Here is an 11960-nt window from a genome sequence, read left to right on the forward strand (position 1 = left end):
ACTCCTCGACCGCGGCGTCGATCCGATTGTCGAAGTCGGCCAGCAGCCACGCGCGCTGCTCGGGGTGATCGACGAGGGCCTTGAACGCGTGCGTGGTGGCCTGCTTGGTGGTGTCGTTGCCGGCCGAACCGAGCAGCACCATGAACGAGCCCAGCTCCTCGTCGGTCAGGCGATGGCCGTCGACTTCGGCATTGACCAACTCGGTCATCAGATCGTCGCGCGGCTCGGCGCGGCGGCGCTGCGCCAGCTCGATGCCGGAGCCGGCCAGCACCCCCAGCTGCGTCATGACGTGCACGGCCCGCTCCTCCAGCGAGGCGTACTCGTCATCACTACCGCTGAACAAACATTCGGCGGCGTAGGCGACCTTCTCCTGATCGGCGGCATCGATGCCGATCATGTCGGAGATGGTGCGCATCGGCAGCTGCCCGGAACATGCTGCGACGAAGTCGATCGGGTCGCCGGTACGCAGTTGCGCCAGTAGGTCGTCGACGATGCTGCGGGCATTGGACTTGATCTGCTCCTCGATCCGGCGCACCTGTCGGGGGGTGAACCCCGAGCTGATCAGCTTGCGATACCGGGTGTGATCGGGCGGGTCCATCGCCAGGAAGAACGTCATATTGCGCTGGATCTCGGCCGGCATCGGATCGACGCTGACCCCGTCGCGGGAGCAGAACAGCTCTTCGTGCTGGCTGATGAACTTGATGTCGGCGTGGCGGGTCGCCGCCCAGTATCCGGTCTCCTGATGCGGGAAGACGGCCGGCATAGGCCGGTGCCAGGTCAGGCCCGGCTCGCCGCGCAGCGCCGCGAACGTCTCGTCGCGGGTGCGAAAGTCATTGCTCCAAAAGGCCGGATCCGAGATATCGAGTCGGTGGTGGGGATACGGAGACGTCGGTGTGCTGGCGGATGAACTCACGGTCATGGTGTCCTCTCGAAGGTCTGGAGACGGTGATGGGGGCGCCGGCGGTGATCGAGGTGATGAACCCGCCGTCGACGAGAATGTCCTGGCCGGTGACCCACCCGGCGTCGGGCGAGCCGAGGAAGTCGATCAGCGGCACGATGTCGTCGACGACGGCGTGCCGGCCGACCGTGGCGCGCACGGTGTCGAGGGTTTCCTTGCCCATCGACTGCTCGAAGTCGGGCAGGATCGGGGTCTCGACCGGGCCGGGGCTGACGGTGTTGATCCGCACGCCGTACTTCGCACGCGCCGTCGCGGCCAGCCGCTTGGCGTAGAGGATCACCGCCTGCTTGGAGGAGGTGTACACCGGGAACCCCGGGTCCTGGCCGGCTTGCCAGCGCAACACCGATTCGGCATCGGTGGCATCGAGCAGCCCGTTGAGCACCTCGATGCGCTGCTCCCAGCCCAAGGCCGCTGTCGAGGCGACCGCCACCACCGCACCGCCGGGACGTAGCCGGGGCAGCATGGCCTCGGTCATCAGGCGCATGCCCAGATAGTTGACCGTGAGCACGTCGGCGACCGGTGCTGTTCCCGGTACGCCGGCGACATGGGCCAGCAGGTCCCAGCCGTCGCCGACCCGGCCGGTGAACGCGGCGATGGCGGCCGGATCGCGCAGGTCGCAACAGTCATGCTGCGAGGCCGGCGTCGACGAGGGGCGCACGTCGACGGCCAGCACGAAATCACCACGCTCGTGGAAGTGCGTGGCTGCCGCAGCGCCGATGCCAGAGCCGGCGCCGACGACCACCACCTTGCGCCGCGGGTTGGTCATCCTCGCTAGCCTTCTGGTGTACTCGAAAAGCCGACAGTAAGCACGACTGTAACGAATTCGGCGCCGGTGAACAATGCTACGGTTGGCCCTACCGAACTGCCCCGCAAACATCCGCCCGGGCGGCGAAAGATGCGAACAGGAGCCGAGAATGGCCGAGACCATCGGGTTCGTCGGAGCCGGCAAGATGGGCGAGCCGATGGTGCTCCGCCTGGTCGGTGCCGGCTTTTCCGTGCAGGTCTATGCGCGCCGTCCGGAGGTGCGCGAGCGGCTGGCTGCCGCCGGCGCGGTGCCGGTGGAGTCGGTCGCCGCCGTCGCTCGCGATGCCGGCGTCGTGATCAGCTGCCTGTTCTCCGATGCCCAACTGCTCGAGGTCGCCGCCGGTGCCGACGGGTTGCTGGCCAATGCCGGCCCCGACACGGTCGTGGTCTCGCACACCACCGGAACGGTGAGCACGCTGATCAAACTGATGGCGGAATTCCCGGACGGGCCGGTGCTGGTGGATGCGCCGGTCAGCGGCGGTGCCCACGACATCGCCGCCGGCAAGCTAACCGTTCTGCTCGGCGGCCCGGACGATGCGGTGGCTCGCGCACAGCCGGTGCTGGCCGCCTACGCCGATCCGGTGATCACCACCGGAGGCCTGGGCACCGCGCTCAACCTCAAGCTCATCAACAACGTGCTGTTCGCCGCCAACGCGCAACTCGTCGCGGCCGCCGTCGAACTGGCGAAGAACCTCGAAGTGCCCGAAACCAGTCTGTTCTCGGCGCTGGAGCACTGCAGCGGCGGCAGCCGGGCCGCGGGGTACGTGCAGTCGGCCGGGGGAGTGGAGAGCTTCGCCCAGGTCGTTGCGCCCTTTATGCGCAAGGACGTCGCGGCCTGCATCGAGGCGGCCGCCGACCGTGGCGTCGAGTTGGGGCAGCTTCGCACGGTGGCCGAGACCGGACCACTGGACCTGTCGTGACCGACCTGCTGAACGTGCTGGAGAGACAACGGCAGTCGTTCGTCGCCGACGGCCCGCCCAACGCGGCGGTGCGGCGCAATCGCATCGACCGGTTGTTGGCCATGGTGCTCGACAACACCGACGCCTTCGTCGAGGCGATGGCCGCTGATTTCGGCACCCGGTCCCGGTCGGCGTCGCTGGCAACCGAGCTGGTCGGCATGATCCCGGTGATCGAGCACACCAGATCGCATGTGCAGCAATGGATGCGGACCGGCAAGCTGATGCGCGCGGCGCGCCTGGTGGGGCTGCGGGCCGAGGTGCAGCCGAGTCCGCTCGGTGTGGTCGGGATCATCGGGCCGTGGAACTTCCCGCTGCAACTGGTGGTGCTGCCCGCGTCCGCGGCGTTCGCGGCCGGCAACCGGGTGATGATCAAGATGTCCGAGATCACCGCGCACACCGCCGAATTGATGCAGCAGACCGCCCCGAACTATTTCAGCGACGACGATCTGGCCGTCGTCACCGGCGGCGCGGACGTGGCCGCGGCGTTCGCGGGACTGCCCTTCGACCACCTGTTCTTCACCGGGTCGCCGTCAGTGGGCACGCTGGTGCAGCGCGCCGCAGCCGCGAACCTGGTCCCGGTGACGTTGGAGCTGGGCGGGAAGAACCCCGTCGTGGTCGCCCCCGGCGCCGACATCACGCGATCGGCGAGACGGATCGCGGCGGCCCGGATGGTCAACGGCGGACAGGTCTGCGTGTGCCCGGACTACGTGCTGGTGCCCGAACGCGAGATCGACTCGTTCATCGACGTCGCCCGTGCGACGCTGCGGGAGATGTTCCCGACCATCACGGCCAACGGCGACTACTGCTCATCCGTCAACGAAGCCAACTTCGACCGGGTGCTGGGCCTGATCGAGGACGCCCGCTCACGCGGCGCCACCGTGGAGGCCGTCGCCCCCGATGGTGAGGTGCTGCCGGATCGAGCCTCGCGCAAGATCGCCCCGACGATCGTGCGCGACGTCGACGCGAGCATGCGGATCACCGAGGAGGAGATCTTCGGTCCGGTGCTGATGGTGCAGGGCTACCGCAGTCTCGACGAGGCGATCGATGAGATCAACGCGCGTCCCGCGCCGCTGGTGGCGTACTGGTTCGGGCCGGACGGCCCGTCGTTCCGGGACTTTGTGCGGCGCACCCGAAGTGGCGGCGTGGCGCGCAACGACTTCGCCGCACAGATGATCCCCTCGGCTGCCCCGTTCGGTGGGGTGGGGCGCAGCGGCATGGGCGCCTACCACGGCAAGGCCGGTTTCGACGCGTTCAGCCACTACCGCACGGTGGTCGGCTCGGATCTGCCGTTCAGCCTCACCGGAAGCGCCGCGCCGCCGTTCAAGCCCGGGATGCGGTGGTATGCCGACACGATGTTGCGCCGGGCGCGCAACCGGGCGCATCGGCGCCTGGCGAAGCGCGGCTAACCCTGCTCGGCCTGCTCCCGCGCCCAGCGGTAGTCGGCTTTGCCAGCCGGGCTGCGCACGATCGCCGGCCGGAAGACGATCGCCTTGGGCAGCTTGTAGCGCGCCAGCGATCCGGCGGCGTGGTCGATGAGTTCGGCGGCGGTGGCGGTCGCGCCGTCGGCGAGGGCGACCACCGCCACCACCTCCTGGCCCCACCGTTCGCTGGGCCGGCCGGCGACCACCACGTCGACCACGGCCGGATGTGAGGCGATCGCGGTTTCGACCTCCTCGGCGAAGATCTTCTCCCCACCGGAGTTGATCGTCACCGAATCGCGGCCCAACAACTCGATCGATCCGTCTTCCAAATGCCGGGCCCGGTCGCCGGGCACCGCGAAGCGCATCCCGCCGATCACCGGGAACGTCGCCGCGGTCTTGGCGGCATCGCCCTTGTAGCCCAACGGCACATAGCCGCGCTGACCGAGCCACCCAAGACCGTCGTGCCCGGGCTCTAGCACCGCCCCGAGATCTTCGGCCACCACGCAGGTATCCGGCCCGCCGGCGAAGGTACCGGTGGACACCGCACCCGAGGTCGACATGTGCCGCATCTGGGCGCCGGTCTCCGACGAGCCAACCCCGTCGATGACCATGGCGCCGGGCAGCGTTTCGACGATCTGCTGCTTGACGTACGGGGTCAGCAACGCGCCGCCGTTGGCCACCACCATCAGCGACGACACGTCGGCGGTGCCCTTGCGGATCGCATCGAGCAGCGGCCGGGCCATCGCGTCGCCGACCACGGTCACCGACAGCACCTTCTCCCGCTCGATGGCACGCACCACGTCGTCGGCGTCGAAATGGTCGACTACCGAAGGGAAGACCAGGGTTTGGCCGGTGTTGATCGCCGTCATCACCGCCCACTGCGCGGCGCCGTGGATCAGCGGCGGCAGGATCATCAGCTTGACGCCCGGGTTCTCCCGGGCCGGCCCCACGATGTCGTCGATGCAGCTGACCTCTTCGGCGGTCATCAGGTTGCGGCCGCCGAAGGAGCCCATGAAGATGTCGTGCTGACGCCACAGCACGCCCTTGGGCATGCCGGTGGTGCCGCCGGTGTAGAGCACATAGAGGTCATCGGGGTCCGGCTGCACCGGTGGCGGCTGCGGCGAGCTCTCCGCCAGCACCGTCTCGTAGTCCACTGCACCGTCGAGCAGGGCGTTGCCGGAGTCGTCGGCGATCTGGATCAGCACCCGCAGTTGCGGTAGGTCGGGGAGCACCTCGGCCAGGGTCGGGGCGAACGCGGCGTGATACACCAGTGCGGTGGCGCCGGAATCGGCCAGCAGGTAAGCCAATTCATTGCGGACGTAGCGGTAGTTGACGTTGAACGGGGCCACCCTGGCGGCGAAACTGCCCAGCAGGGTCTCGATGAACTCGTTGCCGTTGTAGGCGTAGATCCCGAGCAGGTCCTGGCCGGTCTCGTGTGCGGCCAGCTCCGATCGCGGCGTGTGACAGCCCAGCCCCTGCGCATGCAGGTAGGACGCCAGGCGGTTGGACCGCTCAGCGATCTGGGCGTAGGTGTAGCGGCGATCGCCCTGGATGACCAGGTCGCGGTCGGGAATCGCGGCGGCCACCGCATCGATGACGGACGGAACGGTGAAGGGGGTCAGCGGCGCCACGTGCGCATCAGCTCCTCGGTGGTGGTGATCGTCGCCAGCAGAGACAGGGTGTTCTCGATCATCGCAGCCCCGTACTCGGCCGGCACACCGGCCACCGCATCGCGGGGCAGAGCCACCCCGTAGGAGGCGTTGACCGCGTCCATCACCAGGTTCGGGATGGTGATGTTCCACGACAACGGTCGACACCCCGAGGTTGCGCAGCGCCGCGTCCAGCTCGGTTCCGCCCATCGGTCCCACTCCGTGGCCGCGGCTGAGCACCAGATCCGTCGGTTCCGGCCCGGATTCCGGCAGCAGGGGGGCACCCGGGGCTGCCCGCAGCGATGTTCACGGCGCGCCGGCCCAGCTCGCCCAGCATCACGCGAGGACGGTTTCGTCCGCCGGTACGTCGTAGAACTGCCTCGCCCATTTCCGCAGTGTCATAAACGGTTTCGCGTCGGTCTTGGCCAGCGCCGGATGTTCGATGTAGCGCTGGTAGCGCCAGATGCCCAGGTCGTCTTCCACCGTGGTCAGAAACTGCTTCTCGACGCGTTCGCGGATCTCATCCGGTGCCGTCTCGGAGTCGTCGCCGGGGATGCGCGGCCACCAGATCGAATAGAACAGGTCCGAGCGGCCCTCGTCGACCGGTGTGCAGGTGAAGATCAGCCGGTGCTGCTGCACGCCTTCGAAGATGCTGATCGCCCCGCCGAGCCCGAACAGGTGCGAGTGGAAGCGCAGTGCCATCGCCTCGGGGTCATCGCTGTTCACGTCCGGAAAGCCGGCGACGAAGTGCCATTCCCGGTCGGCCATCTTCCAGTCCAGCACCCGTGGTGTCACGGTGGCGTGGTGCACGTACTGGAAATGCGCGCTGTCAGCGGCGTTTTCGGCGACGATCTGCGGATGCACCGGTTCGCCTTCCAGGCGCCGGGAGAACTCCGGATAGGCCCGGTAATAGTCCTTCGGGCCGGCGGTGAACTGGGGGAACTTGGCGAAGATGTCCGGCATCTCCCACTGGGGCTCAAGCCCATCGGGATGGTGCCAGAGGAACACGCAGCCGTGCTGCTCCATCACGGGATAAACGCGCAGGCGCAGCGCCTTGTTCGGCCGGTCCGGCTGGTACGGGATGAACTTGTTGCAGCCGTCGGGCCCCCACTGCCACGCGTGGAACGGGCACTCGACCCGCTCCTCGACCACCTTGCCGCCGTGGCCAAGGTGGGCGCCGAGGTGTTTGCAGTGCGCCTCCATCACGTGCAGCTCACCCGACTCACCCCGGTAGGCGACCAGGTCCTCACCGAAGTAGTGCAGGGCGCGGGTCGCACCGACCTCGAACTCCGGGGACCAGCCGATCATGAACCAGCCGGTGACTTTCCAGGTGAACGGGACCTTCATCGCGTTTCCTCCCACGTGAGCTAACTGAATACCGTACCGTAGGGCATTCAGTAGAGAAAGAGCTGAACGCACCCGGGGTGCCGAAGACCTACGCCGGACATATTCTGTCCCGGCAGGCCCAGGCCGAAACCGAGCGATTCCTCAAAGAGGTGGTCAGGTGACGAACCAACGGGTGCTCGCCGAGCTGGGCTACTACCTGCTGGCCGGGGCCGGCGGTGAGGGCCCGGCCACGCTGATGGACGAAGCCCGCCGGGGGGAGCAGCTCGGCTTCGGTACCGCGTTCATCTCCGAGCGCTGGAACGTCAAGGAGGCCTCATCGCTGGCCGGTGCGGCCTGTGCGGTCACCGAGCGGATGCAGATCGCCACCGCGGCAACCAATCACAACACCCGCCATCCGCTGATCACCGCGTCCTGGGCGACCACCCTGCACCGGCTGTCCGGCGGGCGATTCACCTTGGGCATCGGGCGGGGGATAGCGCCGGTGTACGCCGCGTTCGGTATCCCCGCGGTGACGACGGCGCAGCTGGCCGACTGGGCGCAGGTGATGCGGCGGTTGTGGCGCGGCGAGGTGATCGTCAACCACGACGGTCCGATGGGCAGTTACCCGGTGCTGGCCCTGGACCCCGACTTCGACGAGGACATCCGGCTGGCCCTGGTGGCGTTCGGCCCCAACACGCTCGCGCTGGGCGGCCGGCTGTTCGACGACGTCATCCTGCACACCTTCTTCACGCCGGAAACGCTGCAGCGCAGCGTCACAACGGTGAAGAATGCCGCCGAGCGGGCCGGCCGCGACCCGGACGCGGTGCGGGTGTGGTCGTGTTTCGCCACCGTCGGCGATCATCTGCCCGAACAGCTGCGGCTGAAGAAGACCGTGGCGCGGCTGGCCACCTACCTGCAGGGCTACGGCGATCTGCTAGTCCGCACCAACAACTGGGATCCCGCGGTATTGCAGCGTTTCCGGGCCGACCCGGTGGTGACCTCGATTCCCGGCGGCATCGATCACAAGGCCACCGCCGAGCAGATCGAGCACATCGCGACGTTGATCCCCGACGAATGGCTGGAACCGTCTGCGACCGGGCCGGCCCGCCGCTGCGCGGAACGCATCCGGGCCGAGTTCGGCTATGGCGCCGACGCGGTGATCCTGCACGGCGCCACCCCCGACGAATTGGAGCCGGTCGTCACCGCCTATCGCGAGATCACCGACCGCTGAACGTGAAGTCAGCTTCACGCTCGGGCGGCGACTGTGAAGTTGGCTTCACGCTCGGCGCGGGGTGGGATGGGGCGGGGCTGGGCGGCGTCAGTCCAGCCCGCCGCGGATGGCGTCGAACGCGTCACCGAGGGCCTGCGGCAGCGCCAGGGACGGGTCGCGCAGCCAGTGCTCGTAGGCACTGAGCGCAACCCCGAGCATCATCCACGCCACCGTCTGCGGGCGCAGATCGGTCGGGGCCACACCGTCTCGGCGCGCCACGAAGTCGGCGATGACGCTGCGCCACCCGGCGTACATCGTCATCGAGTAGGCCTGCAGCTCATCGGTTTGCAGGATCACGCGCATGCGCCGGCGATGCCGGGCCGTCTCACCCTCGTCGAAGGTGTTGAACGCCAACAGGGCCGCGCGCAGCGCGTCACCGAGTGGCGCCTCGGGATCGATACCGTCCAGCAGCTCGCGTAGCTGGTGCAGATGCGCGTCGAAATCCCCCCAGGGGATGGCGTTCTTCGAGGCGTAGTACCGAAACAGGGTGCGGCGGGCGATGCCGGCGGCGTGTGCGACGTCGTCGACGCTGACCTCGGCGAATCCCCGGGTGGCGAACAGGTCGATGGCTACGTCGGTGATGTTCTCGCGGGTGGTCGAGCGGCGACGGCCGACCCTCGCCTGCACCTGCGATTCGGTCCCGGCCACTTTTCTCCCGCCCCATCTTCCATATCGGCACTCGATGCCATATCCTGACCGGGATTGTGACCGATCCGACAGTGTGCTGTCGACCAAACCGCGAAGAAAGGCCCGGACCGATGGACAACCAGCAGACCGAAGCCAACACCCAGACCGACCTCGTCGTCGAGAGCCTGGTCGAAGAGGTGTCCATCGACGGGATGTGCGGGGTCTACTGACCGTGACCGTCGCCGCCGGGGCGGCGCGCGTCACCGACACGTTCAACCCGGACCTGCGCTGGCGCCTGCATCCGCAGGTGTCGGTGCGGCCCGAGACTTTCGGCGCGCTGCTGTATCACTTCGGGACGCGCAAACTGTCGTTCCTGAAGAACCTCACCATGGTCACGTTGGTCAACTCGTTGGTCGAGCACCCCGACGCGCGGTCGGCGTGCCGCGCCGCGGGCATCGACGCCGCCGCCGAGCCGGCCTATCTGCGTGCCCTGGGCGTCCTGGCGGCGTCCGACATCCTGATCGCCGCGGACCCGAAGGAGACCCCGTGACCGCCCCCGCCGCAGCCCCCAGCCTGGTCGAGCACTTCGAGCATGGTCTGGACGCACCGATCTGCCTGACCTGGGAGCTGACCTACGCCTGCAACCTGGCCTGCGTGCACTGCCTGTCCGCGTCGGGCCGGCGTGACCCGCGGGAGCTGTCCACGCAGCAGTGCAAGGACATCATCGACGAGCTGGAACGCATGCAGGTGTTCTACGTCAACATCGGCGGCGGCGAACCCACTGTGCGAGACGACTTCTGGGAACTGGTGGACTACGCCACCGCCCACCACGTCGGGGTGAAGTTCTCCACCAACGGCCTGCGGATCACCCCGGAGGTGGCGGCCAAGCTGGCGGCCAGCGACTACGTCGACGTCCAGATCTCCCTGGACGGCGCCACCGCCGAGGTCAACGACCCGATCCGCGGCAAGGGCTCCTTCGACATGGCGATCCGTGCGCTGGAGAACCTGGCCGCGGCCGGGTTCGCCGACACCAAGATCTCCGTCGTGGCGACCCGCCACAACATCGACCAGCTCGACGACTTCGCCGCGCTGGCAGCGCGATACGGCGCCACGCTGCGGATCACCCGGCTGCGTCCGTCCGGTCGCGGCGTGGACGTCTGGGACGACCTGCACCCCACCGCCGACCAACAGCGCCAGCTGTATGACTGGCTGGTCGCCAAGGGTGAGGGGGTGCTGACCGGGGACTCGTTCTTCCACCTGGCGCCGCTGGGCGAATCCGGTGCGCTGGCCGGGCTGAACATGTGCGGCGCCGGGCGGGTGGTCTGCCTGATCGACCCGGTCGGCGACGTCTACGCCTGCCCGTTCGCCATCCACGACGAGTTCCTGGCCGGAAACGTGTTGACCGACGGCGGATTCGACAACGTGTGGAAGCACTCCAAGCTGTTCAACGACCTGCGCAGCCCCACGGCGGGCGGCGCCTGTGCCAGCTGCCCGTTGTATGACACCTGCCGGGGCGGCTGCATGGCCGCCAAGTTCTTCACCGGGCTGCCGATGGACGGTCCCGATCCGGAGTGCGTCCGCGGGTTCGGCGAGCAGGCACTGGCCGGCGAACGGCACAAGCCGCGCCCGAGCAGCGACCACTCCCGCGGAAAGCGCAGCAGCGCGCCGCGGTCGCTGACGGTGCTCTCCCTGGCCGCCCCGACCACGCCGCCCAAGCGGCTCTGCGATGAAAGCCCGATCTGACCCATGGCCCGTGATATCTGGTTCGAAACCGTCGCGATCGCCCAGGAGCGGGCGCGCAAGCGGCTCCCGAAATCCGCCTACTCGTCGCTGATCTCGGCCAGTGAGAAGGGCGTCACCGTCTCCGACAACGTCGAGGCGTTCAGCGAACTGGGTTTCGCCCCGCACGTGGTCGGCGCGTGTGAGAAGCGTGACCTGTCGACCACGGTTATGGGCCAGCAGCTTTCCTTCCCGGTGATGATCTCGCCGACCGGCGTGCAGGCCATCGATCCGGACGGTGAGGTCGCGGTCGCGCGGGCGGCGGCCGCACGCGGCACCGCGATGGGACTGTCGTCGTTCGCCAGTAAGCCGATGGAAGAGGTCATCGCGGCCAACCCCAAGACGTTCTTCCAGATCTACTGGCTGGGCGGCCGCGACGCGATCGCCGAACGCGTCGAGCGCGCCCGGGCCGCCGGTGCGGTCGGGCTCATCGCCACCACCGACTGGTCCTTCTCGCACGGCCGGGACTGGGGCAGCCCCAAGATCCCCGAGCGGATGGACCTCAAGACCATGGTCACCATGATGCCCGAGGCGCTGACCCGGCCGCGGTGGTTCCTGCAGTGGGCCAAGACCATGCGACCGCCCAGCCTGCGGGTGCCCAACCAGGGCCGGCGTGGTGAACCCGGGCCCCCGTTCTTCCAGGCCTACGGCGAATGGATGGGTACCCCGCCGCCGACCTGGGAGGACATCGCCTGGCTGCGGGAGCTCTGGGGCGGGCCGTTCATGCTCAAGGGTGTCATGCGCGTCGACGACGCGAAAAAGGCTGTCGATGCCGGGGTTTCGGCGATCTCGGTGTCGAACCACGGTGGCAACAACCTGGACGGCACGCCGGCCGCGATCCGGGCCCTGCCGGCCGTCGCCGAGGCGGTGGGCGATCAGATCGAGGTGCTGTTGGACGGCGGCATCCGGCGGGGCAGCGATGTCGTCAAGGCGCTGGCGCTGGGCGCTCGGGCGGTGATGATCGGTCGTGCCTACCTGTGGGGTCTGGCCGCGGCCGGGCAACCCGGCGTGGAGAACGTCCTCGACATCCTCCGCGGCGGCATCGACTCGGCCCTGATGGGCCTCGGTCGGGCCTCCGTGCACGACCTGTCGGAAGCCGACGTGCTGGTTCCGGCCGGCTTCACCCGGGCGCTCGGTGTGCCCTCCGACGGGGGCCGCTGAGTCAAC

At 68.5% G+C, this 11960-nt stretch carries 12 protein-coding genes and 1 pseudogene; 7 read left to right on the forward strand and 6 right to left on the reverse strand.

The window, feature by feature from the left end; genetic code table 11:
• Both A5694_RS05305 and A5694_RS05310 read right to left on the reverse strand, forming a co-directional pair.
• Positions 1-919 (reverse strand): cytochrome P450 (locus A5694_RS05305; protein ID WP_064920842.1); only part of this gene is annotated, 919 nt, incomplete at its 3' end.
• Positions 831-1724, reverse strand: coding sequence for an SDR family oxidoreductase (locus A5694_RS05310; RefSeq protein WP_234786394.1), 894 nt, complete (start codon positions 1722-1724; stop codon positions 831-833). The genes A5694_RS05305 and A5694_RS05310, both read right to left, overlap by 89 nt.
• Before the next feature lie 148 nt (positions 1725-1872).
• On the opposite strand from A5694_RS05310, the gene A5694_RS05315 reads away from it, so the two are divergent.
• Positions 1873-2682, forward strand: coding sequence for an NAD(P)-dependent oxidoreductase (locus tag A5694_RS05315; protein ID WP_064920809.1), 810 nt, complete (start codon positions 1873-1875; stop codon positions 2680-2682).
• A gap of 14 nt (positions 2683-2696) precedes the next feature.
• Positions 2697-4127 (forward strand): aldehyde dehydrogenase family protein, encoded by a 1431-nt coding sequence (locus A5694_RS05320; protein ID WP_064920843.1) that lies wholly within the window; start codon positions 2697-2699, stop codon positions 4125-4127.
• On the opposite strand, the gene A5694_RS05325 is transcribed toward A5694_RS05320, so the two are convergent.
• From A5694_RS05325 to A5694_RS05335, 3 genes and pseudogenes are all read right to left on the reverse strand, one after another.
• A complete protein-coding gene (locus A5694_RS05325; RefSeq protein WP_064920810.1) occupies positions 4124-5773 on the reverse strand; it encodes an acyl-CoA synthetase in 1650 nt (549 codons plus the stop codon). The two genes, A5694_RS05320 and A5694_RS05325, sit on opposite strands and share 4 nt — an antisense overlap.
• Positions 5761-6079 (reverse strand): annotated as a pseudogene (locus A5694_RS05330) (isochorismatase family protein); the annotation flags it as partial. The pseudogene A5694_RS05330 and the gene A5694_RS05325, both read right to left, overlap by 13 nt.
• A 48-nt stretch (positions 6080-6127) precedes the next feature.
• Positions 6128-7138 carry an aromatic ring-hydroxylating oxygenase subunit alpha gene (locus A5694_RS05335; RefSeq protein WP_064920811.1) on the reverse strand — a complete coding sequence of 337 codons (1011 nt, stop codon included), beginning with the start codon at positions 7136-7138 and terminating at the stop codon, positions 6128-6130.
• Between the two features lie 157 nt (positions 7139-7295).
• On the opposite strand from A5694_RS05335, the gene A5694_RS05340 reads away from it, so the two are divergent.
• On the forward strand, positions 7296-8348 hold the full coding sequence (locus A5694_RS05340) for a TIGR03857 family LLM class F420-dependent oxidoreductase (protein ID WP_234786395.1): 1053 nt from the start codon (positions 7296-7298) through the stop codon (positions 8346-8348).
• Between the two features lie 87 nt (positions 8349-8435).
• Here the strand turns inward: A5694_RS05340 and mftR are convergent, their stop codons facing one another.
• The gene (gene mftR / locus A5694_RS05345) at positions 8436-9014 is read right to left on the reverse strand and encodes a mycofactocin system transcriptional regulator (protein ID WP_207515928.1); all 579 of its coding nucleotides are present in this window, start codon (positions 9012-9014) and stop codon (positions 8436-8438) included.
• A gap of 131 nt (positions 9015-9145) precedes the next feature.
• On the opposite strand from mftR, the gene mftA reads away from it, so the two are divergent.
• The 4 genes from mftA to mftD are packed head-to-tail and all read left to right on the forward strand — an operon-like array spanning position 9146 to position 11954.
• Positions 9146-9244, forward strand: a complete 99-nt coding sequence (mftA, locus tag A5694_RS05350; protein WP_064920814.1) for a mycofactocin precursor MftA — start codon at positions 9146-9148, stop codon at positions 9242-9244.
• Positions 9245-9246: 2 nt separating this feature from the next.
• Complete coding sequence (gene mftB / locus A5694_RS05355; RefSeq protein ID WP_109535602.1) at positions 9247-9564, forward strand: mycofactocin biosynthesis chaperone MftB; 318 nt, start codon at positions 9247-9249, stop codon at positions 9562-9564.
• Positions 9561-10757, forward strand: a complete 1197-nt coding sequence (gene mftC / locus A5694_RS05360) for a mycofactocin radical SAM maturase (RefSeq protein ID WP_064920815.1) — start codon at positions 9561-9563, stop codon at positions 10755-10757. Before mftB ends, mftC begins: the two co-directional genes overlap by 4 nt.
• A 3-nt stretch (positions 10758-10760) precedes the next feature.
• A complete protein-coding gene (mftD, locus tag A5694_RS05365; RefSeq protein ID WP_064920816.1) occupies positions 10761-11954 on the forward strand; it encodes a pre-mycofactocin synthase MftD in 1194 nt (397 codons plus the stop codon).
• Positions 11955-11960 lie beyond the last annotated feature (6 nt).

It is taken from the genome of Mycolicibacter sinensis, from assembly GCF_001667945.1.
GTDB lineage: Bacteria > Actinomycetota > Actinomycetes > Mycobacteriales > Mycobacteriaceae > Mycobacterium > Mycobacterium sinense_B.

Bases quoted from the DNA above. Each gene is read 5' to 3' on its own strand.
- mftA (WP_064920814.1), top strand. From the start codon at position 9,146: ATGGACAACCAGCAGACCGAAGCCAACACCCAGACCGACCTCGTCGTC.
- A5694_RS05310 (WP_234786394.1), bottom strand. From the start codon at position 1,724: ATGACCAACCCGCGGCGCAAGGTGGTGGTCGTCGGCGCCGGCTCTGGC.
- A5694_RS05315 (WP_064920809.1), top strand. From the start codon at position 1,873: ATGGCCGAGACCATCGGGTTCGTCGGAGCCGGCAAGATGGGCGAGCCG.
- A5694_RS05335 (WP_064920811.1), bottom strand. From the start codon at position 7,138: ATGAAGGTCCCGTTCACCTGGAAAGTCACCGGCTGGTTCATGATCGGC.
- mftD (WP_064920816.1), top strand. From the start codon at position 10,761: ATGGCCCGTGATATCTGGTTCGAAACCGTCGCGATCGCCCAGGAGCGG.